The organism is Aquabacterium sp. (assembly GCF_044226965.1).
GTDB lineage: Bacteria > Pseudomonadota > Gammaproteobacteria > Burkholderiales > Burkholderiaceae_C > Pseudaquabacterium.
In genome coordinates, this window is record NZ_JBGAGA010000023.1 from 17,765 (window position 1) to 41,112 (window position 23,348).

At 71.6% G+C, this 23,348-nt stretch carries 20 protein-coding genes; 3 read left to right on the top strand and 17 right to left on the bottom strand.

Annotated features, from left to right (window positions below; all coding sequences use genetic code 11):
• Window positions 1–4 precede the first annotated feature (4 nt).
• The 17 genes from ACILR4_RS12535 to ACILR4_RS12615 all read right to left on the bottom strand — a co-directional run bounded on the left by ACILR4_RS12535 (window position 5) and on the right by ACILR4_RS12615 (window position 18,233).
• Window positions 5–955, bottom strand: a complete 951-nt coding sequence (locus ACILR4_RS12535; protein WP_395701194.1) for a respiratory chain complex I subunit 1 family protein — start codon at window positions 953–955, stop codon at window positions 5–7.
• Window positions 952–2,928: a hydrogenase 4 subunit B gene (hyfB, locus tag ACILR4_RS12540; protein WP_395701251.1), complete on the bottom strand. Its 1,977-nt coding sequence runs from the start codon at window positions 2,926–2,928 to the stop codon at window positions 952–954. Before hyfB ends, ACILR4_RS12535 begins: the two co-directional genes overlap by 4 nt.
• A 51-nt stretch (window positions 2,929–2,979) precedes the next feature.
• Window positions 2,980–3,216: a CopG family transcriptional regulator gene (locus tag ACILR4_RS12545; RefSeq protein WP_395701195.1), complete on the bottom strand. Its 237-nt coding sequence runs from the start codon at window positions 3,214–3,216 to the stop codon at window positions 2,980–2,982.
• 88 nt (window positions 3,217–3,304) lie between these two features.
• Window positions 3,305–4,060 carry a transferase gene (locus ACILR4_RS12550; RefSeq protein ID WP_395701196.1) on the bottom strand — a complete coding sequence of 252 codons (756 nt, stop codon included), beginning with the start codon at window positions 4,058–4,060 and terminating at the stop codon, window positions 3,305–3,307.
• Window positions 4,061–4,084: 24 nt separating this feature from the next.
• On the bottom strand, window positions 4,085–4,834 hold the full coding sequence (locus ACILR4_RS12555; RefSeq protein WP_395701197.1) for a 4Fe-4S binding protein: 750 nt from the start codon (window positions 4,832–4,834) through the stop codon (window positions 4,085–4,087).
• Window positions 4,835–4,842: 8 nt separating this feature from the next.
• Window positions 4,843–6,333: a hypothetical protein gene (locus tag ACILR4_RS12560; RefSeq protein WP_395701198.1), complete on the bottom strand. Its 1,491-nt coding sequence runs from the start codon at window positions 6,331–6,333 to the stop codon at window positions 4,843–4,845.
• A complete protein-coding gene (locus tag ACILR4_RS12565; RefSeq protein WP_395701199.1) occupies window positions 6,330–7,763 on the bottom strand; it encodes a complex I subunit 5 family protein in 1,434 nt (477 codons plus the stop codon). The genes ACILR4_RS12560 and ACILR4_RS12565 overlap by 4 nt, the downstream gene beginning before the upstream one ends.
• Window positions 7,760–8,371, bottom strand: coding sequence for a hypothetical protein (locus tag ACILR4_RS12570; RefSeq protein WP_395701200.1), 612 nt, complete (start codon window positions 8,369–8,371; stop codon window positions 7,760–7,762). Before ACILR4_RS12570 ends, ACILR4_RS12565 begins: the two co-directional genes overlap by 4 nt.
• Window positions 8,368–9,294, bottom strand: a complete 927-nt coding sequence (locus tag ACILR4_RS12575) for a respiratory chain complex I subunit 1 family protein (protein WP_395701201.1) — start codon at window positions 9,292–9,294, stop codon at window positions 8,368–8,370. Before ACILR4_RS12575 ends, ACILR4_RS12570 begins: the two co-directional genes overlap by 4 nt.
• Window positions 9,291–11,294, bottom strand: a complete 2,004-nt coding sequence (locus ACILR4_RS12580; protein ID WP_395701202.1) for a proton-conducting transporter membrane subunit — start codon at window positions 11,292–11,294, stop codon at window positions 9,291–9,293. Before ACILR4_RS12580 ends, ACILR4_RS12575 begins: the two co-directional genes overlap by 4 nt.
• Before the next feature lie 242 nt (window positions 11,295–11,536).
• Complete coding sequence (gene dsbD / locus ACILR4_RS12585) at window positions 11,537–13,249, bottom strand: protein-disulfide reductase DsbD (protein WP_395701203.1); 1,713 nt, start codon at window positions 13,247–13,249, stop codon at window positions 11,537–11,539.
• Window positions 13,246–13,782, bottom strand: coding sequence for a TlpA family protein disulfide reductase (locus tag ACILR4_RS12590; protein ID WP_395701204.1), 537 nt, complete (start codon window positions 13,780–13,782; stop codon window positions 13,246–13,248). Before ACILR4_RS12590 ends, dsbD begins: the two co-directional genes overlap by 4 nt.
• Window positions 13,783–13,821: 39 nt before the next feature.
• Window positions 13,822–15,024 carry an Ig-like domain-containing protein gene (locus ACILR4_RS12595; protein WP_395701205.1) on the bottom strand — a complete coding sequence of 401 codons (1,203 nt, stop codon included), beginning with the start codon at window positions 15,022–15,024 and terminating at the stop codon, window positions 13,822–13,824.
• A 25-nt stretch (window positions 15,025–15,049) separates the two neighbouring features.
• Complete coding sequence (locus ACILR4_RS12600; protein WP_395701206.1) at window positions 15,050–16,192, bottom strand: DUF3570 domain-containing protein; 1,143 nt, start codon at window positions 16,190–16,192, stop codon at window positions 15,050–15,052.
• A complete protein-coding gene (locus tag ACILR4_RS12605; RefSeq protein ID WP_395701207.1) occupies window positions 16,179–16,406 on the bottom strand; it encodes a DUF4266 domain-containing protein in 228 nt (75 codons plus the stop codon). The genes ACILR4_RS12600 and ACILR4_RS12605 overlap by 14 nt, the downstream gene beginning before the upstream one ends.
• A 244-nt stretch (window positions 16,407–16,650) precedes the next feature.
• Entirely contained in the window at window positions 16,651–17,112 is a 462-nt protein-coding gene (locus tag ACILR4_RS12610; RefSeq protein WP_395701208.1) for a hypothetical protein, read from the bottom strand.
• The gene (locus tag ACILR4_RS12615) at window positions 17,097–18,233 is read right to left on the bottom strand and encodes a hypothetical protein (RefSeq protein ID WP_395701209.1); all 1,137 of its coding nucleotides are present in this window, start codon (window positions 18,231–18,233) and stop codon (window positions 17,097–17,099) included. Before ACILR4_RS12615 ends, ACILR4_RS12610 begins: the two co-directional genes overlap by 16 nt.
• Window positions 18,234–18,316: 83 nt before the next feature.
• Here ACILR4_RS12615 and ACILR4_RS12620 point away from each other — a divergent pair, with 83 nt between their 5' ends.
• The 3 genes from ACILR4_RS12620 to ACILR4_RS12630 all read left to right on the top strand — a co-directional run bounded on the left by ACILR4_RS12620 (window position 18,317) and on the right by ACILR4_RS12630 (window position 23,214).
• Window positions 18,317–20,098 carry an ATP-binding protein gene (locus ACILR4_RS12620; RefSeq protein WP_395701210.1) on the top strand — a complete coding sequence of 594 codons (1,782 nt, stop codon included), beginning with the start codon at window positions 18,317–18,319 and terminating at the stop codon, window positions 20,096–20,098.
• Window positions 20,099–20,108: 10 nt separating this feature from the next.
• Window positions 20,109–21,494 (top strand): sigma-54-dependent transcriptional regulator, encoded by a 1,386-nt coding sequence (locus ACILR4_RS12625; protein WP_395701211.1) that lies wholly within the window; start codon window positions 20,109–20,111, stop codon window positions 21,492–21,494.
• A gap of 325 nt (window positions 21,495–21,819) precedes the next feature.
• The gene (locus tag ACILR4_RS12630; RefSeq protein ID WP_395701212.1) at window positions 21,820–23,214 is read left to right on the top strand and encodes a tyrosine-type recombinase/integrase; all 1,395 of its coding nucleotides are present in this window, start codon (window positions 21,820–21,822) and stop codon (window positions 23,212–23,214) included.
• The last annotated feature ends 134 nt before the right edge of the window (window positions 23,215–23,348 follow it).

The window sequence follows — 23,348 nt, forward strand, 5'->3', positions numbered from 1 at the left end:
TGCCTCAGCGCGGCGCGAGCAGGATGTGCACCAGCATGCCGATCACCGCCAGCAGGAAGGCCGCGGCCAGGAACTCGGGCACGCGGAAGATGCGCATCTTGGCCGACAGGGTTTCCAGCAGCGCGAGCAGGCAGCCGCCGAGCGCCAGCTTGAGCACCAGCACCGGCAGCGCCAGCAGCATGGCCAGCGGCGCCTGGGCCTCGGCCACGCCCCAGGGCAGGAACAGCGCCAGGCCCATGCACGAGTAGGCGAACAGCTTCAGGCTGGCCGCCCATTCGATCAGCGCCAGGTGTCGGCCGGAGTATTCGAGGATCAGCGCCTCGTGGATCATCGTGAGCTCGAGGTGCGTGGCCGGGTTGTCCACCGGCACGCGCGCGTTCTCGGCCAGCGACACCATCGTGAACGCCACGCCGGCGAAGGCCAGGCCCGGGTAGATGGCCAGTTCGCGGTGGGCCAGCGTCTCGACGATGGTGGTCAGCGAGGTCGACTGCGAGATCAGCGAGGCCGAGAACAGCACCATCAGCAGCGCCGGTTCGGCCAGGAAGCCGATCAGCATCTCGCGCCGCGCCCCCAGCGTGCCGAACGCGGTGCCCACGTCCATCGCCGCCAGCGAGATGAACACGCGGGCCAGCGCGAACAGGCCGACCAGCGCGATCGCATCGGCCGCCGGCGCCAGCGGCAGGTCGGTGGACAGCGTGGGGATGATGCCGCAGGCCAGCACCATGCAGCCGAACACCACGTAGGGCGCGGTGCGGAACAGCCGCGAGGCCTGGTCGGCCACCACCGATTGCTTGACGAACAGCTTGTGCAGCTGGCGGTAGGGCTGCCACAGGCTGGGGGCCGAGCGGTTCTGCAGCCAGGCGCGCCACTGGTTGACCCAGCCGGTGAGCGCCGGCGCCAGCAGGATGGCCAGCACGATCTCGAGCCCCTGGGAGAGCGCGCCGGTCCAGTTCATCGCATCACCGCCAGCAGCGTGGCCACCAGCGTGAGGAAGCTGTACAGCAGGTACACCGCGATGCGGCCCTGCTGCATCAGGCCGATCAGCCGCGCCAGCCGGGCGGCCAGCGCGGCGATGGGCAGGTACATCCAGCGCCAGAAGTGGTCCTCGACGACGACGCGGTAGCGCGGCTGCTCGTCGAAGGGCGTGGGCAGCTCGCGCTGCATCTGGAAGAAGGGCTCGAAGATCTGGCGGATCGGCTGGCCGAAGCCTTCGGCCGTGTCCTGCATGCGCGGCGTGCCCCCCGGGAAGCCGCAGGCCCAGGCGATGCCGCGGCGCAGCCGCCCGTGGTAGAGCCGGCGCACCAGCAGGTAGGCGAGCGCGAAGCTGGCCAGGATGCCCAGCAGCACGATCACCGGCCCGTAGCTGGCCTGCTCCATCGCATTGGGCACCAGCAGCCAGCCGCCGGCAGCCACGCGCTCGCCCAGGCCGGCGCCGGCGAGCTGGCGCGTCACCGGGTCGATCAGGCCGATCACGGGCACCGGCAGCAGGCCCAGCGCCAGGCAGCCGGCCACCAGCCAGCCCATGCCGATGCGCTCGCGCAGGCCGGCATCGTGCGCATGGGCCAGGCGCTCCTCGCGCGGCTGGCCGAGGAAGATGACGCCGAAGAACTTGACCATCGTGTAGCCGGCCAGCGCGGCCACCAGCGCGATGAGGGCGGCCACCACCGGGATCAGCATGGTCAGCAGCGGCACCGGCAGCCCCGGCGTGAACAGGAAGCTCTGCAGCAGCAGCCATTCCGAGACGAAGCCGCCCAGCGGCGGCAGGCCGGCGCTGGCCAGCACGCCCAGCAGCGTGAACCAGCCGACCCAGGGCATGCTGTGGATCAGCCCGCCCAGCTTGCCCAGGCTGCGCTCGGCGGTGGCGTGCAGCACGCTGCCGGTGCCCAGGAACAGCAGGCTCTTGAAGAAGGCGTGGCTGGCCACGTGGTAGAGCATGGCGGTGAGCGCCAGTGCCGCCATCGGCGCCATGCCGTAGCCGGAGAAGATCAGCGCCAGCCCCATGCCGACGAACAGCAGGCCCATGTTCTCGATCGACGAGTAGGCCAGCAGGCGCTTCATGTCGGTCTGCACGGCGGCGAAGATCACGCCGTACAGCGCGGTGGCCAGGCCGGCGGCCAGCAGCAGCGCGCCCCACCACCACAGGCGCAGCTGCAGCAGGTCCATCGCCACGCGCAGCAGGCCGTACAGGGCGGTGTTGAGCATCACGCCGCTCATCAGGGCCGAGACCGGCGAGGGCGCGGCCGGGTGGGCCTCGGGCAGCCACACGTGCAGCGGCAGGATGCCGGCCTTGGCGCCGAAGCCGAACAGCGCCAGCAGGAAGCCCACCGAGGCCCAGAACGGCGACAGCTGCTGCGCGCGCATGTTGGCGAAGGTGTAGTCGCCGGTGTTGGCCTGCAGCACGCCGAAGCACATCAGGATGGCGATGGCGCCCACCCGCGCCATCGTGATGTACAGGTAGCCCGCGCTGCGCACCTCGGCCACGCGGTGGTTGGCGGTGACGAGGAAGTACGAGCTCAGCGCCATGGTCTCCCACATCACCATGAAGCCGTAGGCATCGTCGGCGAGCACCACGCCAGCCATGCTGGCCAGGAACAGGTGGTACGCCAGGCACAGCAGGCCCGGCGGCGTGCCTTCACCCTGGCGGAAGTAGCCCGCGGCGAAGAAGGAGATGCCGGCCGAGGCCGCGCCGATGACCAGCAGGAAGTACGCCGCCAGGCTGTCCAGCCGCAGGTGCAGCGGCAGGCTGGGCAGGCCGATGGGCAGCACCGCCACCTCGGGCGTGCCTGCCAGCGCCCAGGCCGCCACGGCGGCCAGCGCCAGGCCGAGCACGCCGCCGAGCGGGAACAGCACCTGGGCCACGAAGGCCAGCCGGTGCAGCGCCGCGACGCCGGCCACGCCCAGCAGCAGCCAGCCCATGCACACCGCCATCGTGCCGTCGATGGCGAGCCAGCCGGCCGGCGCCGACCACGGCCCCACGGTTCATCCCTTCCGGGGGCGCGGTCCGCGCCGCGCCGCCGCCTCGGGCGCGGCGCCTTCGTCGTCGCCGGCGCCGGCGCCGCTGGGCTGGTAGCCCACGCCGTGGTGGGCCAGGTAGTCGCGGATCAGCTGGCGCACCACCTGCGAGGGCGTCAGGTCCTGCTGCGCGCACAGGCGCTCGAAGGCCGCCTTCTTGTTGGGATCGATCAGCAGCGTCAGGCGTGCGGTCTTCAGCTCCATGGACCCTGATCCTCAGTATGAAAATTGAATGCTCATCGCATGCACATCGTACTCCGCGGTCCTGCGTGCGGGAAGGGGCTGCGCGGCGTCAGCCGTACTGCGCCTGCCAGGCCGAGGTGACGAGCGAGAACGCGGACATCAGCTGGCGGGCGCCGTCGCGCGACAAGCCCTTGGGCAGGCCGGCCGTGCCGGCGGCCAGGCGCGCGATGCCCGGCCCCTTGCAGGCGAACACGATGCTGTTGCTGCACTCCTCGTCGTCGACGACCAGCACCGCGCCGCTGAAGCTGCGGCGGATGCGCTCCACGTGCCGCAGGTGGTCCGGGTGCCCGAAGTGCAGGTTGACCACCAGCATGCCGCCGGGCTGCAGCAGCTCGTGGCAGTCGTCGTAGAAGCGCTGCGAGCACAGCGACCCCGGCTGGCCGTTGTAGTCGAAGCCATCGACCATCAGCACGTCGCAGCGCGCCGATCGATAACGAACATAGTGAGCGCCATCACCGGCGATGACGCGGAAGCGCTCGCTGTCCGGCGGCACGTGGAACTCGTCGCGCAGCGCGATCACGTGCGGATTGATCTCGATCACGTGCAGCCGCGTGTCGGGCAGGTGGCGGTGGCAGAACTTGGCCAGCGAGCCGCCGCCCAGCCCGATCATCGACAGGTGCCGGGGCTGCGGCAGGAACAGCAGGAAGCCCATCATCGTGCGCGTGTATTCCAGGTCCAGCGCGTGCGGGTCGCGCACGTCCATCCGGCTCTGGATCTCGCACAGCGAGAACTGCAGCGTCTTGCGCGTCAGCGATTCGTGGACGAAGGGCTTGACGTGCTGCGCGGGGTCGGTGGTCTCGGGCATGGGGCGGTGGCGCAGCGGCGCGGGTCAGGACGGGATGCCCAGCAGGTCCAGGATGCCGCAGACGAAGGTCAGCGGATGCGCCGGGCAGCCGGGCACGTACAGCGTGGGCTGGATGCGATCGAGGAAGCGCCGGTCCAGCGCGCCGGAGCCCTCGAACGGGCTGCCCGAGATCGCGCAGGCGCCCACCGCGATCACCAGCTTGGGCTCGGGCATCGCGTCCCAGCACAGCTGCAGCGCGTCGGCCATGTTGCGGGTGATCGGGCCGGTCAGCACCAGGCCGTCGGCATGGCGCGGCGAGGCGACGATGTCGATGCCGTAGCGGCCGATGTCGAAGTTGACGTTGGTCAGTGCGTTGACCTCCAGCTCGCAGGCATTGCAGCCCCCGGCCGAGACCGAGCGCAGCTTCAGCGAGCGGCCGAAGCGCTGCTTCAGCGCGGCCGAGACCCGCACCGGGTCGGGCGCCGGGCGGTCCACGCCGATCACCAGGCCGGCCCGGTCGGTGGCGGCCAGCTGCACGTCGTTGGCGTAGCCCAGCCTCGAGGCCGGGCAGGCCGGGGCGCAGTCGCCGCACTGCGTGCAGCGGCCGAGGTCGATGGCCAGCGGCGCGGCCACGATGGCGCCGGTGGGGCAGGCCTGGGCACAGGCCTGGCAGCCGCTGTCGCAGGCGCCGGGGCCGATGACCGGCCGGCCGCGGAAGCCGGCGGGCGCGGCGCGGCGCGGGTCGGGGATGAACTGGCTGCCCTGGGCGCGGCGGACGGCGATCGACTTGAACATGGCGTGGCCTACAGGTCGTTCCCGCAATAGGAGAGGTCGAAGCTCTTGTTGCAGATCGGGAAGTCGGAGATCTCGTTGTCGCGCACCGCCAGCGCCAGGCCGAACCAGTTGGGCAGCGACGGGTCCTGCAGCTTGACCTGCAGCAGCTGCCCGTCGGCACCGGTTTCCAAGGCGTGCAGCACCGGGCCGCGGAAGCCCTCGCGCAGGCTCACGCACAGGGTGTCGTGGTACAGCGGCCCCGGCGGGCGCAGGGCAGGTGCTTCCAGGGCCAGGTCCGGCGCGGCCAGCAGGGCCTGCAGCCACTGCAGCGAGGCGTCGATCTCGCGCATGCGCAGCACCAGCCGCGACCAGCAGTCGCCGTCGGCTTCGGCCTGCACCGCCACCGGGTGCTGGCTGTACAGCAGGCCCGGCAGGCGCTCGCGCGTGTCGAAGGCCATGCCACTGGCCCGCGCGGCCACGCCGACCAGGCCGATGTCGCGCGCCGCCTCCGGGCTGACCAGTCCCACGCCCTGGAAGCGTGCGCGCACCGTGCGCGCGCAGCGCATCAGCGCGTTGACCTGGTGGAAGTCGCGGCCGAAGTCGGACAGGGTCTGCAGCAGGTCCGTGCGCAGCGCCGGCGTGATGCCGAAGCGCACGCCGCCGGGCCGCAGCCAGCCACGGCCGAAGCGGCTGCCGCAGACGCGCATCGTCGCGTTGATGATCGCGGTGCGCAGCCGGCCATAGGTGGCACCGCCCTGCAGGAAGGCGATGTCGGTGGCCAGGCCGGTGAGCGCGGCCAGGTGCATCGCGATGCGCTCGAGCTCCAGCGCCACGCCGCGCACGCGGTCCACCTCCGGCGCCAGCGGCGCGCCGCCCAGGGCCTCCAGCGCCGCGCAGCAGGCCCAGGCGTGGGCAATGCTGCTGTCCCCGGCAATCGTCTCGGCCAGGCCGGCCATCGCCTGCGGGCCGCGCGCGAGCATCAGCGCCTCGACGCCGCGGTGCTGGTAGCCGAGCTGGATCTCGAGGTGGTGCACCGTCTCGCCGTGGCACATGAAGCGGAAGTGGCCCGGCTCGATCACGCTGGCGTGGATGGGGCCGACGCCGACCTCGTGCACCTCCTGCCCGCGCACCTGGAAGAACGGGTACTCGTGCAGGCGAGTCTGGCGCGCGCCCTCGAAGCGCACCGGCTTCAGCCAGGGGTGGTCGTGCAGGGCGATGCCGGTCTGCTCCCACAGCTCGCGCTCGAACACCTGGGCCGACGGGAAGCGCGCGGTCAGTGCCGGGTAGCCCTCGGCCGCGGGGCCGCGCCCGCGCAGGATGTCCATCGGGCCTGCGGCGGGCAGCAGCACGGCGGTGACGATGACATCGTCCCCGTCGCGGCGCCCGAACAGCGACAGCAGGCGTGCGCCGCCTGCCAGCGCCTGCTCGCACTGCGCGGCCCAGGCGCCCAGCGCCAGCGGCGTCAGCTCGCGCGTGAACCGCAGGGCCACGGCCTTGGCGGGTTCCGGCAGCGCGCTCATCCACGGCCCCCGATCGACTGCGCCACCTGCAGCAGCAGCTCGCTGATCGGCGCCGGGGTGTACACGCCCAGCAGCACCAGCACGGTGACGAAGCCCAGCTTGGGCAGTGCGGTGACCCAGGTCTCGCGCACCGGCGGCCGGTGCTGGCCCGGCGGGTTCCACAGCATCGGGAACACCGCGCGGCCGGTGGCGACGAAGATGATCGTCAGCATCGTGCACATCAGCGTGAAGGCGATGAGGTTGCCGGCCTGCACGATGCCCGAGAGGATGAGCATCTCGGCCATGAAGCTGCCGAACGGCGGAAAGCCCAGCAGCGCGAAGGTGCCCACCGCGAACAGCGCGCCGGAGAACGGCAGCACCCGCACCACGCCGGCCAGCGGCGCGGTTTCATTCGTGCGGTAGACCGCGCGCAGCCGGCCGGCGGTGAGGAACAGCAGCGCCTTCACGAAGGCGTTGCTGACGACGTACAGCAGCACGCCGTAGGCCGCCGCGCGGCCCACCGACAGGCCGATGGCGATCACCCCCGAGGAGGCCATGCTGGCATAGGCGATCAGCCGCTTGTAGTTGCGCGCGGCCATGACCTGGACCGCGGCGACGGTCAGCGTCAGGCAGCCGAGGATCAGCAGTTCGTGCTGCACGAAGCCGAGCTCGTGCCCCTGGAACACCTGCAGGATGCGCAGCACCGCGACGATGCTGATGTTGAACTGCACCGCCGCCAGCAGCGCACTGGTGCTGGTGGGCGCGGCCTCGTAGGTCTCGGGCAGCCAGGCATACAGCGGGACCAGGCCGAGCTTGCTGCCCAGGCCGAACAGCATCAGCGCCAGGCCCAGGCGCTGCCAGCCGTCGCCCGTGGTCGGCAGCGTGCGGGCCATCTCGTCGAGCATGAAGCTGGTGGCCAGGCCCTGCGTGGCGGCCGAGCGCGTGAGGCACAGGATGCCGAGGAAGGTGAGCGCCAGCGACATGCTGGAGTACAGCAGGTAGTGCCAGGCCACGCGGCGCGGCGCCAGCGCGTCGCCCTGCGCCACCAGCGGGGCCAGGCACAGCGTGGTGAGCTCGATGAAGGCCCACAGCAGCAGCAGGTGGTTGGCCATCAGCCCCAGGTTCATGGCCGCCATGAAGGCCAGCGTCAGCGCGCTGCGCGGCAGCATGTTCTCGGCCAGCATGCGCGAGGTGCTGGCGCGCGAGGACATGTAGACGCTGATGCCGAGGAACACCGCGTTGACCACCAGCAGGAACAACATCGCGGTGGCGTCCAGCACCAGGAAGCGCTGCGCGAAGTACAGCGGCAGCCCGCCCAGGCCGAGCCGGGCATAGGTGGCCGACCAGCCGACCAGCAGCGCCAGGGCCAGCGCCACCAGCACCGGGCCGGCCCAGGCGCCGGCCGCGGCGGCGCGCGGCGGCGGGGTGCTGGCGAGCGCGGGCGTCGTCATGCGCGGCCGCCTTCGGGGGGCAGGGGCGCCGGCCGGGCTTCGTCCGGCGTGCCGATCAGCCAGCCGCCCAGCCCCACGGTGCCGAGGTAGATCAGTCCCAGCGCCAGATGCACCGGCAGCGGCCAGGGCTCGGGCAGCAGGGTCTCGAACAGGCCGAGCGCGTTTTCCATGTACAGCACGGCCACCAGCTGGGCCGGCGGCGCGGCATTGGTGGCCAGCAGCAGCAGCGAGACGGCTACGGTGGCGGCCACCGCGCCCAGCGCCATGGCGTGGCGTGCCTCGGCCGCCGGCGCGCCGAACTCGAAGGCCAGCACGATCAGCGCCACCGCCACCGCCCAGGCGAACAGGTTGGAGGGCATCAGGTCGAGGTCGGGCTCGCCGCGCGCGCGGATCGCCCGCCGCAGCAGCCAGGGCGCCAGCAGCGCGCGCACCGCGATCACCTCGGCCAGCGCGGCCAGCGCGTGCGGCGAGGCCTGCGGATGCTGCACGAAGCCGCTCCAGCCCAGTGCCAGCGCCTGCAGCAGCAGCCAGACGGGGGCTGAGCGCACCTTGCCGAAGAACACCGGCACCACCACCGCCACCAGGAACAGCGTGATCGGCAGCGTCATGCGGCCCTCGCCATCGCGCCGGCGGCCAGCAGCGCCGCAGCGGCCACCGCGGTGGCCAGCAGCAGGTACTGCGGCACCCGCTTCATGCGCAGCCGGGCCACCAGCGACTCGACACAGCCCTGCGCCACCGCCACGCCCATCATCAGCGCCACGGCCGCGGCCACGGCCGGCAGCGGCTGGCGCAGCAGGTCGAAGGGGTTGAGCAGGGTCGCGATCAGGCCGGCGTACAGCGTCAGCTTGACGGCCGCCGCGTACTGCATCGCCGCCAGCTCCGGGCCGCTGTGGTCGAGCACCATCACCTCGTGGACCATCGTCAGCTCGAGGTGGGTGAGCGGGTCGTCCACCGGCACGCGGGCGGCCTCGGCCTGCAGCAGCACGAACAGCACCGCCAGCACCGGCAGCACCAGCCACGCGTACGCGTCGTGATAGGCCAGGCGGCCGACCAGGTCGGCCAGGCTGGCCTGCCCGGTGACGACCGCGGCCGTGCCGACCAGCAGGAACAGCGCCGGCTCGATGAAGGCGGTGAACGAGGCCTCGCGCGCGCTGCCCATGCCTTCGAAGGGGCTGCCGGTGTCCAGCGCCGAGAGCATCAGGCCCAGGCGCGCCAGGCCCAGCGTGTAGGCGAAGACGATGAAGTCGCGGCCGAACTGCAGCGGCGCCAGCGGCCCCAGCATCGGCGCGATCATCGCGGCCAGCAGCGAGGCGGCCAGCACCACCCACGCACCGGCCTTGAACAGCGGCGTGGTGACCTGGCTCACCACCGGCCGCTTGCGCAGCAGGCGCAGCAGGTCCCAGGCCAACTGGGTGATGGGCGGCCCGCGGCGGCCGCCCCACCAGGACTTGGTGCGGTTGACCAGCCCGACCATCACGACCGGCATGGCCAGCACCAGCAGCAGGTGCACGGCGATCAGCAGCGGCCTCACCGCAAGGCCCCTCCGGAGATGACGATCAGGCCGGCGATCACCACCAGCGCGATCAGCCCGGCGGCGAAGGCCGGGCGCGGATCGTCCTCGCGCAGCTGGCGCGACAGGTCGGCGGCGGAGCTGTCGCCGTGGCCGATGACCGCGTAGAGGCGCCGCTCGACGGCATCGACGCAGTCGGTCACCACATAGGCATCGGTCGGGAAGTAGGCCTGCGGCGCCTTGTGGCGATGCAGCAGCACCATCAGCCTGCGGAAGCGCTGCGCGAAGTCCCACGAGAAGCTGGAGCCGGTGTACTGCATGCGCGGGCCGACGGCCGTGTAGCCGCAGCCCCAGGTGACATGCGATGCGCCGGGCGCGCGCGCCAGCATGCGGCGCAGCCCCCACAGCGCGGCGGCGGCCCCCACCAGCAGGCCCGACAGCGCGCCGATGCGGCCCAGCGTGCCGCCCACCGCGGCCAGTTCATGCCCGGTGGCGGCCGGCACCTCGGCCAGCGCCAGCGCGGTGGTGGCCTGCACCAGCGCCAGCCCGAGCGCCGGCACCAGCCCGAGCACGACCACGCCCAGGCCATGCAGCAGCAGCGGCGCGCGCATGCACCAGCCGACCTCCGTGGCATGCGTGGCGGACGCGTCGCGCGGGCTGCCGAGGAACACCACGCCGAAGGCGCGCGTGATGCTCAGCGCCGACAGCGCGCCGACGAAGGCCAGCACCGCGCCCGCCGCGGCCAGCGCCACCTTCGCCCACACCGGCACCGGCTGGTCGGTGAACAGGCCCGAGTACAGCGGGAACTCGCTGGTGAAGCCGTTGAACGGCGGCAGCGCCGAGATCGCGATGCCGCCGACCAGGAAGCTCAGCGCGGTCCACGGCATCAGCCGGGCCAGGCCGCCGAGCTTTTCCATGTCCACGCCGTGCGCGGCCTGGTACACCGCACCGGCGGCGTAGAACAGCTGGCACTTGAAGAAGGCGTGGTTCAGCACGTGCATCAGCCCGCTGGCAAAGCCCAGCGCCACCAGCACCGGCTGCTGCCAGGCCAGGCCCAGGCTGCCGACGCCCAGGCCCATCGCGGCGATGCCGACGTTCTCGGTCGACGAATAGCCCAGCAGCCGCTTCAGGTCGCGCTGGCTGACCGTGTAGAGCGCGCCCATCGCGGCCGACAGCGCGCCGAAGCCGAGCAGGAACCATCCCATCCACTCGTCCGGCCGCCCCATCATCAGCAGCAGGCGCACCAGCGCGTACAGGCCGGCCTTGTGGATCACGCCCGACATCAGCGCCGAGACATGCGCCGGCGCCGCGGCATGGGCGCGCGGCAGCCACGAGTGGAACGGGAAGAACGCGGACTTCAGCGCGAAGCTGGTGAGCAGCAGCAGGAAGACCAGGTTGCGCTCGGCGCCCGGGTGCGTGCGCAGCCAGAGCCCGAAGCTGCCGAGGTCCCACGACCCGGCGTGGGTGTACAGGATCATGAAGCCGGCCACCAGGAAGATCAGGCCGACATGCGTGGACACCAGGTAGTTGAAGCCGGCGAAGCGCACCTTCTGGTTGGTGTAGTCCCAGATCACCAGCAGCCAGGCCGCCAGCGCCGCGATCTCCCAGCCGAGCAGGAACACCAGCGCGTGGTCGGCGCTGTAGACCAGCACGAAGGACAGCGCGGTGAGGTTCAGCAGCGCGTAGTGCACCCCCACATGGCGCCGGGTGGCGAAGTGCGGGCGCAGGTAGCCCGCGGCATAGACGCTGCCCAGCAGCGTCATCGGCACCGACCAGGCCAGGAAGAAGGCGCCCAGCCCGTCGAGCCGGATGCGCAGCGTGCCCACCGGATGGGCCCACGGCAGGTCGCCCACCAGCGGCGCACCGCCGGCCAGCACCGGCGCCACGGCCATCCAGACCAGCACCACCGCCAGCGCCTGCGCCGCGATGCCGAGGGAGGCGCGGTACGTGTTGGGCAGCGGCAGCAGGCAAAGCGCGGCCCCCAGCAACAGCACCCACTGCGTGGCCAGCAACAGGCTCACTGGACGTCCCTCCGCGCTGCGCGCTGCGGGGCTATGAGCCTTGGGGCGGCCCGGCGTCTCATGCGCGGCACCCGCGAAGACCCGCCCCGAAGGTTTCATCGGGCACGAACCGGACACGGAATCCCGCGAAGCGGGCAGGCGCGTTCACCGCAGGGGAGGTCTAGGGAAGATGCATCGGATGATACTACTATGTTAATGAAAATGACATCCGCCGCGGGCCCGATGCAGCGGCCTCGGCGGCCTCAGCGGCGCGGCGCCGTCCCGGGCAAGGCGGCCGCGGCCAGCCGCTGCAGGTGGGCGCCGAAGCGGCGTGCGTCCTGGTAGCCGATGACCCGCCAGTCGGCCAGCTCGGCGCCGGCCGGCGGGAAGAACAGCATCGCCGGCGGGCCGAACAGGCCGTAGCGCCGCATCAGCGCCTGGTGTTGCGCGGTGTTGGCGGTGACGTCCACCCGCAGCAGCCGGAACTGCGCCAGCTGCTGGCGCACCGCGGCGTCCCGCAGCGTGAAGGCCTCGAGCTCCTTGCAGGCCGTGCACCAGTCGGCGTACAGGTCCACCAGCACCGGCTTGGTCGACTGCCGCACCGCCACGTCGAGGTCGGGCAGGCCTTCGACGGCCTCGAACACCAGCGCATCCTCGTCGACCGCGGCGCCGCCCGCGCCGGGCAGCAGCGGCCACACCATCCACACCGCCACGCCGATCAGCAGCACGCCGAACACATGCTTCACGCGCTCCATCCAGCGCCCCGCGCGCGGCAGCAGGGCCTGCGCCGAGGCGCCCATCAGCAGCAGCGGCACGCTCATGCCGGCGGCCAGGCTGAACAGCGCGAAGCCGCCGAGCGCGGCGTCCTGCGTGCGGCTGATGTACACCAGCGCGCCGGCCAGGGGCGCGGCGACGCAGGGCCCGACGATCAGCGCGGACAGGCCCCCCATCACGAACACCGCCACATGCCGCCCGCCCTGCAGCCGCGAGGACACCGTGCTCAGGCGGCTCTGCACGGCCGAGGGCATCTGCAGCTCGTAGAACCCGAACATCGACAGCGCCAGCAGCACCAGCACCAGCGCGAAGCTGCCCAGCACCCAGGGGTTCTGCAGGCTGGCGGCCAGACCCACGCCGGCCAGGCCCGCGGCCACGCCCAGCGCGGTGTAGACCAGCGCCATGCCCAGCGAATAGGCGGCGGCCAGCCCGAGGCCGCGGCCGCGCGACACCGGACCCCCCTGGCCGAGGATGATCGAGCTCAGGATCGGGATCATCGGCAGCACGCAGGGCGTGAACGACAGCAGCAGCCCGGCCAGCAGGAACAGCCCGCCCACCAGCGGCAGCCGGCGCGAGGCCAGCGCGGCGGCGAAGCGGCCGGTGTCGTTGTCGGCCGGCACGGCGCTGGTGTTGAGGCTGCCGCCGAGGCTGGGGTCGGGGCTGGCCAGGGCGGCGGGCTGTGCGGCCGGTGCGTCCGCCCCCGGCGCCAGCGTGCGCCGGGCCGGCGGGTAGCACAAGCCATCGTCGGCGCAGCCCTGGTAGCTAATCTTCAAGTTCAGCGTCCTGGGCGCTCCCGCGCGCAAGGGCAGCCGGATCTCGAGCCGGTCGCGGAACACGGTCACGGTTTCCTGCAGGCCGGGGTCGAATTCACGCTGGCCGGCCGGCAGCGTGGCGTCGGCCGCCAGCTGGCCGGGCGGGTCGGTGTCCAGGTGCAGGCGGTCGCGGTACAGGTGGTAGCCATGCGCCACGTTCAGCAGCAGCAGCAGGTGGCCCTCGTCCGGGCGCTGCAACTGGAAGCCGAAGGCCGCTTCGGGATCCAGGAAGCCTTCGGACTCGGCCGCGCTGGCCGGCGCCATCGCGAGGATCAGCAGCGACGCCAGCGAGGCGGCCCACATCACCCAGCACACCATCAGCCAGCGCCGCTGCCAGCGGGCCGCGCGGCCTATCGGTACGGTCGGCACGATCGCGCGCCCGGGCTTCATGGCGCGCGTCCGCCGGCGGTGGGCAGGCTGTCCAGCGCGCTGACCAGGCGGGCTTCGAGCGCGCTGCGGTCTTCGCCGCGGAAGCCCTGGTGTACCAGCAGCACCTTGCCGTCCGGGCCCACCAGCAGCGCAGTGGGCATGCCCTTCAGGCCGATGCGGCGCGCGGTGTCGCCCTGGCTGTCGAAGGCCAGCGCGAAGCGGGCCGGGTGCTCGCTGAGAAAGGCATCGGCATCGGCGCGCTGCGCGTCGAGGTTCACCGCCAGCACCTGCAGCCCGCGGGCGGCGTACTTGCGCTGCATCTCGTTCATCCACGGGAACGACTGCTTGCAGGGCCCGCACCACGAGGCCCAGAAGTCCAGGTAGACCAGCTTGCCCTTCAGGTCGCCCAGGGTCTGCAGCCGGCCGGCACCGGGCAGCACCAGGTCCTGCAGCGGCTGGCCGGGCTCGGCGGCGGCGGCCAGGCCGGGGGCGGCCGCCACCCCCAGCAGCAGCAGGGCGGCCATGCGCCGCATCCAGGTGGGTTCTTGCTTCATCGTCACCTCCATCGTTGACATCGGGGAGCGGGTCGGTCTTCAGGCGAAGCCCAGGCCGTGCTGCTGCAGGCCTACCAGGTCGATCTGCGCGGCATTCAGGTCGGTGTCGGCGGCCATCGTGACCAGCGCACCGACGCTGGTGCCCTGGTCCAGCATCGCGACGAAGGGCGCCTTCTGCGCGGCCGTGGGTGCGCTGCCGACCACGTGGGTCCACAGCAGGGTCACGATGTCGTCGTGGCTGGTCTTGCCGGTGACGCCCATGGCCAGCTCGGCCAGCGCGCTGTAGCTCATGCCGCCGTCCAGCTTCTGCAGGCCGATGCCGGCATAACTGGCATTCGACACGGCCGCCGGGCCGAACACCGCGCCCAGCAGGCGTGCCACCTCGCCGGCGTGGCCGTCGAGGTCCAGCGCCAGCCTGGCGTCGGTGAACTGCAGGCGCTCGACATTGACCAGCTGGTCGGTGGCACTGCCGTTGGTGGCCGACAGCTGGTAGCCGGTGGCGGTCTTGCTCAGGGAGTAGGCGCTGTGCGACTGGCCGAGCACCAGCGTGTCGATGCCGGCCAGGCCGTCGATCGTCGCGTTGCCGGTGCCGGGGCTGAGGGTGTCGTTGCCGGCGGTGCCGGTGAGCTGGGTGGTGGCCGCCGCGGTGGTGAAGCCGTAGACGCCGCCGCCGGCGTAGGCATTGCCGGCCAGGTCCTTGATGGCGCCGCTGGCGAACTCGAAGGTGAAGTGCGTGGCGGCCGGCAGGTTGGCGCTGGGGTCGATGGTCAGCACGTTGCCCGAGATGCTGAGCGCGCTGCTGCTGGCCGCGTCGAAGCTGGCCACCGCGCCGCCGCCGTCGTTGCGGATCACGATGGTGCCGTTGCCGCGCGCGATCGGCTCGCTGAAGTTGAAGACCACGTTGCTGTCCACCGGCACCGCGGCGGCCTGGTTGGTGGGGCTCTCGGACACCAGCGTCGGTGCGGTGGTGTCGCCGAAGTAGGTGGTGAGGTCCAGCACGTCGCTGCGGTTGTTGAAGACCAGCTTCTCCATGTTGAACAGCGTCGCGTGCAGTGCGCCGCTGGCGCCCGAGATCGAGTCGACGTGCACCGCGCCGTCGGCGCTGCGGGTGATCGAGTAGCTCGAGCGCAGCGAGGTGCCCAGGTACAGCGTGTCGGTGCCGCCCAGGCCGTCGAGCGAGAAGGTGCCGGGGTTGACGACGGTCCACGCGTCGTTGTTGGCGGTGCCGGTGTAGTTGGCCATGCGGGGTGCTCCGGTGAATCGGTGATCAGAAGGTCCTGGACAGGCCGAGCTGCAGGCTGCGGGCGCGGAACGGCGCCAGGCCTGCGCTGCCGCCACCGCCCCACTTCCAGGCCGCGCGCTGCATGTACTGCTCGAGCTTGATGTCGGCCAGCCAGCCGCCGGCAAAGGACTTGGCGGCCTTCAGCCCGAAGGTGCGCGCGCCGAAGGCCGACAGGCGCTGGTCTTCGGTGTAGGTGGTGGCGTCTTCGGGCGGGTTGGGCGGGAAGGGCGAGCCGCTGATGTCGGCCGGGATGTAGAACTTCGCGGCGTTCTGCGAGTACAGCCGCAGCAGCGGCGTCACGGTCCAGCCCTGCGGCAGCGGCTGCACGTACTCCACGCCCAGCGTGTGGGCGCGGATCGCGTAGTTGTCGGCGTACCAGCGGTAGCTGGTGCGCAGCGTGCCGCCGGTGGTGTCGAGGAAGTGGTTCCAGCGCAGCTGCAGCGTGCGGCGGTCGTGCTCGCGAGGGCGGCTGTCGAAGATCTTGTAGGGGTCGGAGAAGTAGCCACGGCCGCGCGCATAGCCCAGGTTCAGCTGCACGATGTCGTGCGTGCTGAGCACCTGCGTCACGCCGGCCAGCAGGTCGAGCGTGCGCTTGTGCTCGTTCGTCACCACATGGTTGGTGGGATTGATGGCGTCGCTGCTACCGCCCAAACCGAGCGTCCAGGTGGTGTTCTTGTCCTCGCTGTCGAGGCTGCCCTGCAGCGACAGCCCGCGCGAGAGGTAGTCCGATTCCCTCGAGACGCTGGCGCCCAGCGCCAGCGTGCCACGGCTGAAGTAGCGGGTGGCGTTCAGGTCCAGCGCATGCCGCTCGTCGTGCATGGTGCCCAGGCCCGAGGTGTGGTACGCGGGCGAAGCGCCCGAGATCGCATCGGCGGTGACGGTGCCGCTGACCGACCAGTCGCTGCCCAGCGGTGTCATCACCATCAGCGAGGGCGCGCGCACGCGGATGCGCTGCGCATCGGGCTGGCTCTCGCGGTAGTCCAGCAGCTTGAAGGCGACCACGCCCTGCTCGGGCGCGGATTCGGCATGCGCCGCCTGCAGGCCCGGCAGGCACAGCGCGGCGGCCATCAGCGTGGCGGCCAGCGGGGCGGGCGCCGCGGCCGCGGCGGCGCGCTCAGTTGCAGCCACAGCCGCCGCCCCCCACGCCGCTGCCGCCGGCCGCCGCTTCCTTGCTGCTGTAGATGTGCTCGGTGAAGCGCTGCTCCAGCGCATCGCCTTCGAAGGTCATCGCCGGCTTGGCGAGCAGGCCCTTTTCCCATGGTTGCACCGGCTTCAGCGCGCTGCAGCCGGCCAGCGCGCCCGACAGGGTCGCCAACGCGGCAAGAAGGGGGAAGGGTCGCAAGGCAGGCTCCTGGTCGGCGCCGGCCCGGGGCGGGCTGGCTTCGGGCCTGTCACCGCAAGCCATGTGCCATCGGTCACGGCCGGCGGGCCGGGCCGCGGTTTTCCCTCGCGAGCCCCTCGTGAACGTGGCCGCTGCGGCCGGCGCGGCGCCGGCCGGTGGGGCCTGCAGAAGCTTGCAGTGCGGCCGGCGCCGCTGCAGCGATTGACGACAAAATTTGCAGTGGCGCTGAAGCGCGCCGCGCCGTTCAGCGGCTGCAGGCCGGTCCGCCTTCCAGCGGCAGCAGCACCTTCACGCGGCGGTCCACCAGGCAGCGCGAGACGTAGCCGATGGCGCCCGGCGTCGTCGCGACGAAGCGGATCACCGCCTCTTCGGAGCCCAGCACGAAGGGGGGCACCACGCCGTTGAAATACTGGTCGCGCCAGTAGGCCTCCAGCGCCTCCGGTGGCTGGCCCAGCACCTGCTGCGAGAACCAGCGCCGCAGCGGGTGGGCGGCCGGCAGGTTGATCGGCTGCACGCGCCGGCCGCCCAGGTATTGCTGCTGCCGCCGGTAGATCAGCGCCAGCTGCTCGGCACTGAGCGGGGCGGTGTGGGCGTCGGCCGCCACGATCACCGCCACGCCGGTGTCGCCGGCCGTGGCCTGGGCCAGGCCGGCGCCCAGCAGCAGGGCCAGCAGCCGGCGGCGCAACGGCGTCAGAACAGGATGCACGCCGAGGCCAGCCAGGTGTTGGCCCGGTTCGGCCCGTTGACGCTGCCCGGGTGCTGCACCTCGAGCTTCAGCGACAGGGCCGGGTGCGGCCGCCAGGCCAGGCCCAGGGTCGACTGGCGCTGCGTGCCGGTGGTCCAGGTGTCACGGAACCATTCGACGCGCGCCACCGCGTACAGCGCACCGGCGATCGGCGCCACGCCCTGCACGTACAGGCCATGCGTGGGCACGGAGCGCGCCAGGCCGCGGCTGCCGGGGCCGTAGCCCTCGTCCGGCTCGGGGCGCACGGCCGGGCCGGGCTGGTCGCTGCTGGTGCGCAGCCACTCGGCCATCAGCTCGTAGCCCTGGTGGGTCCACAGCAGGTCCAGCCCGGTCAGCGTGCGCGGCTCGCCGCGCGAGCCCTGCTGCTGGTACCTGGCGTAGGAGGCACCCAGCTGCCAGTCGGTGCCGACGGGCAGCACCAGCCGTCCGCCGCGCACGGTGCTGAAGGGGTCCTGGCGGTCGTCCACCGCCCATTCGGCGCCATTCGAGGCGTAGAACGAATAACTCACCGAATACGCGTCCGCCGGCAGCGTGCCGGTGGCCATCAACCCGGTGGCGTTGTGCGGGAAGGCCGATTGCGTCAGCAGCGGCCGGCTGGTCGTCCACACCAGCGGATCGGCATGCACCAGGTTCCAGCGGCCGATCGGCGTCAGGAACTTGCCGACGCGCAGCGTCACCCGGTCGTGCACGGCCCAGTCCAGGTACAGGCGTTCCAGCGAGGCGCGGCGGTCGGCATCGCCGTCGTTGTCGTAGGCGTCGCGGTGGCGCGCCAGCAGGTTCTCGAGGTCGAGCTCGCCGAACACCTTGAAGCGCTCCAGGCCTTCCCACCACAGGAACACGCTGGCGTGGCTGGCGCGCAGCTGCGCGTGCATCGGCGCCTGGCGCCGGTATTCGCCGGTGAGGTAGCCGCCCAGCGTGAAGCCGCTGTCGCCCAGGCGCAGGCCGCGGCCGAACTCGTAGCCGCCGCTGCCGGCCTCGGGTGCGGGTGTTTCTTCGGCGCGGGCCGGCGCGGCGGCCAGCAGCAGGCCGACGAGCAGGGCGCCGATAATCGGCCCGGCATCGCTGCGGGAGCGGTTTCTCATCTCGAACAGGGTTTGTCTCCGGCCTGCGAATTGCAACAAGTATGCCGAGGGCGGCGCCGTCGCCCGCCGAGACGGACCCGACCTTGACGATCCGCAAGACCCTGCTGCTGGCCTTTCTGCTCGTGGGCGTGACGCCGGCGGTGGTGCTGGCGCTGATGGCCTTCGAGCGCGCCAGCCATGCGCTGCAGGGCGAGATCGAGCAGGGCCTGGCGGCGCAGGCCGATGCGCTGCAGTCCGACGTGACCAAGCTGATGTACGAGCGGCTGCAGAACGCCGCCACCTGGCGCCGCATCGAGCTGATGCAGGACCTGCAGGTGGGCGACGTGGACAAGCGCCTGTCGGGCTTTCTGCAGCGCCTGGCGGCGGGCTACGGCGGGCTGTACCGCGAGCTGGCCGCGGTGAACGACCATGGCCGCGTGGTGGCCAGCAGCGACACGGCCGACATCGGCCAGCTGGCGGACACGCAGCGGCCCTGGCAGGTGCTGATGCTGGGCGACGCGACGATCACGCTGGACCTGCCGCGCGAGCTGGGCGGCGGCGCCGGCACCGAGCTGACGCTGCGCACGCCGATCGCCTCGGCCTTTGGCGACCGCACGCTGGGCGAGCTGCGCCTGGCCTTCGACTGGACGCAGGTGGACCGGCTGCTGGACCAGGCCGCCACCGGCGGCCGCATGCTGGCCCTGGTGGACGCCGAGGGGCGGGTGGTGGCTGGCTCGCAGCGCCTGCTGGCGCGGCTGCCGCGCATGAGCACGGCGCTGGCCGAGTGGGCCCGCACGGCGGACAGCGGCGTGGAGCTGTCGGCCCTGGTGCGCGGCCGCGCGCCGCTGCCGGAGCAGCCGCTGCTGCTGGGCGTGGGCCACAACCGCGCCTTTGCCGGCTTCGGCGGCTTCGGCTGGCGCGTGCTGGTGCTGGTGCCGCAGCAGGACGCGCTGGCCCCGGTGCGGGCGATGGGCGCGATCTTCGGCGTGCTGGTGGCCGTGGTGGTGGTGGTCACCGTGTTCGTCTCGGGCGGCGTGGCGCAGGCGATCGGCCGGCCGATCGTGGCGCTGACGCGGTTCAGCCGCAACTACCGGCTCGACAAGACGGCGCCACCGGCCCCGCCGATGCAGGGCGGCGAGCTGCGCGAACTGCGCGATGCCTTCGTGCAGATGGTGCGCGAGATCGAACAGCAGCAGCAGCAGCTGGCGCGCGCGTCGGCGCTGGCCGCGGTGGGCGAGATGTCGGCCGTCATCGCGCACGAGGTGCGCACGCCGCTGGGCATCCTGCTGTCCTCGGCGCAGATCCTCAAGCGCGAGGGCCAGCTCAGCGACGAAGGCCGCGAGCTGGTCGGCTTCATCGAGAGCGAGACCACGCGGCTGAACCGGCTGGTCTCCTCGATGCTGGAAAGTACGCGGCCACGCGAGCCGAAGTTCGCGCCGGTGGCCCTGGGCGAACTGGTCCGCCACGCGGTGGGCCTGCTGGCGGCGCAGGCCGAGCGCCAGGGCGTCAGGGTGGAGCTGGACCTGCGCTCGCGCGACGAGGCCTTCGACTGCGATGCCGAGCAGATGACGCAGGTGCTGCTGAACCTGATCGTCAACGGGCTGCAGATCCTGACGAACGGTGGGCGCATCCGGGTCGGCACGCGCGACGAAGGCGAGCAGCTGGTGATCGAGATCGGCGACGACGGCCCGGGCATCGCGCCGGAGGCGCGGCAGCGCATCTTCGAGGCCTTCTACTTCCAGCGCGAAGGCGGCATCGGCCTGGGCCTGGCGGTGGTGCAGAAGATCGTGCAGGCCCATGGCGGGCAGATCGAGGCCCAGGAAAGCGAACTGGGCGGCGCGCTGTTCCGGCTGACGTTGCCGCGCCGCAGGCGGGACACCCCATGACGGACACCCCATGACGACCGAGAAGAGCGTGCTCGTGGCCGACGACGAGCCCCACATGCGCCGCGTGCTGGAGATTGCCCTGCGCAAGATGGGCCACCGCGTGCTGGTGGCCGGCAACGGCCGCGAGGCCGCCGACATCGTGCAGGCCGGCGCGGTGGACCTGGTGATCACCGACCTGCGCATGCCGGTGATGGACGGGCTGGCATTGCTGCGCCACCTGCGGGCGATGGAGTTCGACGTGCCGGTGATCGTGATCACCGCGCACGGCTCGGTCGAGAGCGCGGTGGAGGCGATGAAGCAGGGCGCCAGCGAATACCTGCTGCGCCCCTTCGACCTGGACGTGCTGGAGCTGGCGGTGGAGCGCACGCTGCGCGGCGCCGACGTGTCGCGCCACAACCGTTTCCTGCGCCAGGAACTCGAGCGCGGCTGGGGCGACGCGGTGGGCCAGAGCCTGCCGATGCAGCAGGTGGGCGAGCTGATCCGCAAGGTGGCGCCGACCAAGGCCGCGGTGATGATCGTCGGCGAGACCGGCACCGGCAAGGAACTGGCCGCGCGCGCGGTGCACATGGCCTCGCCGCGCGCGGACCGGCTGTTCGTCCCCGTGAACTGCGCCGCCATCCCGGCCGAGATGCTGGAGAGCGAGCTGTTCGGCTACGAGAAGGGCGCCTTCACCGGCGCGGTGAAGGAACGCATCGGCAAGTTCGAGCTGGCCAACGAGGGCACGCTGTTCCTGGACGAACTGACCGAGATGCCGATCGAGATGCAGGCCAAGCTGCTGCGCGCGCTGCAGGAGAACACCATCGAGCGGCTGGGCGGCAACCGCCGCATCGCGCTGGACATCCGCGTCATCGCCGCCACCAACCGCTCGCCGCGCGAGGCCATCGCGCAGGGCAAGCTGCGCGAGGACCTGTACTACCGCGTCAACGTGTTCACGATCGACCTGCCGCCGCTGCGCGAGCGGCGCGACGACATCCCCGGCCTGGTGGCGCACTTCATCGCCAAGCACGGCCACCGGCGCGTGACGCCCGGCGAGATCGATCCCCAGGTGCTCGAACGGCTGCAGGGCTATGCCTGGCCCGGCAACGTGCGCGAGCTGGAAAACGTGATCGAGCGCGCGCTGATCCTCGCCGGCCCCGGGCAGCTGCAGCTGGCCCACCTGCGGCTGGATGCCGCGGCGGCGCCGGCCGCTGCGCCAGCGGCGCCGGTGGCGGCCGACCCCGGCACGCAGGCGCTGCCGCCGCCCGGGCCGCTGAACGCCGCGGTCGAAGCGCTGGAAGCGCGGCTGATCGAACGTGCGTTGCAGCTCAGCGAGGGCAGCAAGCCGCGCGCCGCGGCGCTGCTGGACATCAGCGAGCGGGCGCTCTGGTACAAGCTGAAGAAATATCGCGTGAACTGAGCAGGTTCACGGCTGCCATGCGGCGCAGGCGTGCCGCTGTCGGCGGGCAGGCGGAAAGACGAAAGGGCTCAGAAGCGTTGACGCGTCTGAGCCCTTGAATGAGTGGTGCCGGTGAAGAGAGTCGAACTCCCGACCTTCGCATTACGAATGCGCGGGAACTAGTATTTGCCCGCATTCGGCAGTGTTGATAGACTCCCACGGAAATCAACTGAAATCAACAACTTAGCTCCAGTCGCTCGCGCTGGGTTGTTCATGAACGTTGATCGATGTTCGGCCAAACTGCTTACATGGCTGCTTACACGGGCTGCCGCTGCAAGGGGTGCGCATGGGGGAACGGGTCAACTTCACCGCGGGGCGAGTCAAGGCCTTCCAGTGCCCTGCTGGCGCGAGCCAAGCCTTCCTATGGGACACCGGCGCGCCGGGCCTTGCGTTGCGTGTGACGCCCAAGGCTGCCCGGGCCTACGTGTTCCAGTCGCGCTTTGGCGGCCAGACGCTTCGCATCACCATCGGCACGCCGCGGACCTGGACCATCGATCAGGCGCGCGAGCGTGCCCGCGAGCTGCAGCGCCAGATTGACGAAGGCCGCGACCCGCGGGCCGTAAAGGCCGAGACCGTCCAGGCTGATCTGGCGCAGCGTCGACAGGAACGTGCCGAAGCCCTCACCGTTGCCGAGGCCTGGGCCGTGTACATGGCCGAGGGCAAGCCGCGCCGGAAGGATGCATGGAAGCCAAGGTACCGGGCCGACCTGGAGAAGGCGGCCGCGCCAGGTGGCGAGAAGCGGAAGCGCGGAAGCGGCCTCACGAAGCCTGGCCACCTGGCACCGCTGATGCCGATGCGCTTGGCCGCCATCGACGGCGACGTGGTGCGCGACTGGTACGCCAGCGAGGCGAAGCGTGCGCCGATCCAGGCGGCACGCGCGGTGGCCATGCTCTCGGGTTTCCTGGCTTGGTGCGGCACGCGCAAGGAGTTCCGTGACTTGGTGGACCGCGATTGCGCGCGCGCCAGCGAGCTGGGCGATGTGTTGCCGCAGAAGCGTCGGCGCACGGACGCGCTGGCCATCGACCAGCTGCAGCCGTGGTTCGCCGGCACCGACAAGTTGGCCAGCGCTGTTGCTCGCGCCTACCTTCAGGCGTTGGTGCTCACCGGCGCGCGGCGGGAAGAGATGGCCGCTGTGCGCTGGGCCGATGTCGACTTCCGATGGAAGACCCTCAGGCTCGCCGACAAGGTCGGTGACACGCGCACCATTCCGCTCACGCCATACCTTGCCGACTTGATCGGCTCATTGCCACGGGCGAAACTGGTCAGCGGAAAGAGCAACCCATTCGTGTTCGCCTCGGCCACCAGCAAGTCGGGCCGGATCACCGAGCCAAGATCGCCTCACGAAGCCCTGCTGGAAGCCGCTGGCATCCCGCACGTCTCGATCCATGGCCTGCGGCGAACCTTCGCGCTGCTGGGCGAGGCTGCCGGCGCGCCTGCCGGTGCTATTGCGCAGGTGATGGGGCACCGGCCCAGCGCCGTAGCTGAGGGCTACAAACCGCGGTCCGTCGACGCACTGCGGCCCTACTTAGGGCAGATCGAGAACTTCATCCTCGACAAGGCGGGGGTCGTCTTCGTCCCGGCAGAACCGGGTGGAAACGTGGTGAAGATCGATTCGCTGGAGCCCAAAGCGAGCGGCCAAGCTGCTGCTCGCGCAACGCGCCGAGTGGCGGTACGATCCTAAGCGTTCCTGCGGCGGCCCGGCCAGGCCGATGTCGCGGCCCCTCGACGCGACGCCCGCGGGAACCTTCGAACACCGAGGGGCACTGCGCGAGGGGCGCATGGCAAGAGATCGTCAACTTGACGAGGCGCGAGCTG

Coding starts and splice junctions, on each gene's coding strand:
- ACILR4_RS12535 (WP_395701194.1), bottom strand. CDS start 955: ATGAACTGGACCGGCGCGCTCTCCCAGGGGCTCGAGATCGTGCTGGCC.
- hyfB (WP_395701251.1), bottom strand. CDS start 2,928: ATGGCGGTGTGCATGGGCTGGCTGCTGCTGGGCGTGGCCGGCGTCGCG.
- ACILR4_RS12545 (WP_395701195.1), bottom strand. CDS start 3,216: ATGGAGCTGAAGACCGCACGCCTGACGCTGCTGATCGATCCCAACAAG.
- ACILR4_RS12550 (WP_395701196.1), bottom strand. CDS start 4,060: ATGCCCGAGACCACCGACCCCGCGCAGCACGTCAAGCCCTTCGTCCAC.
- ACILR4_RS12555 (WP_395701197.1), bottom strand. CDS start 4,834: ATGTTCAAGTCGATCGCCGTCCGCCGCGCCCAGGGCAGCCAGTTCATC.
- ACILR4_RS12560 (WP_395701198.1), bottom strand. CDS start 6,333: ATGAGCGCGCTGCCGGAACCCGCCAAGGCCGTGGCCCTGCGGTTCACG.
- ACILR4_RS12565 (WP_395701199.1), bottom strand. CDS start 7,763: ATGACGACGCCCGCGCTCGCCAGCACCCCGCCGCCGCGCGCCGCCGCG.
- ACILR4_RS12570 (WP_395701200.1), bottom strand. CDS start 8,371: ATGACGCTGCCGATCACGCTGTTCCTGGTGGCGGTGGTGGTGCCGGTG.
- dsbD (WP_395701203.1), bottom strand. CDS start 13,249: ATGAAGCCCGGGCGCGCGATCGTGCCGACCGTACCGATAGGCCGCGCG.
- ACILR4_RS12590 (WP_395701204.1), bottom strand. CDS start 13,782: ATGAAGCAAGAACCCACCTGGATGCGGCGCATGGCCGCCCTGCTGCTG.
- ACILR4_RS12595 (WP_395701205.1), bottom strand. CDS start 15,024: ATGGCCAACTACACCGGCACCGCCAACAACGACGCGTGGACCGTCGTC.
- ACILR4_RS12615 (WP_395701209.1), bottom strand. CDS start 18,233: ATGAGAAACCGCTCCCGCAGCGATGCCGGGCCGATTATCGGCGCCCTG.
- ACILR4_RS12625 (WP_395701211.1), top strand. CDS start 20,109: ATGACGACCGAGAAGAGCGTGCTCGTGGCCGACGACGAGCCCCACATG.
- ACILR4_RS12630 (WP_395701212.1), top strand. CDS start 21,820: ATGGGGGAACGGGTCAACTTCACCGCGGGGCGAGTCAAGGCCTTCCAG.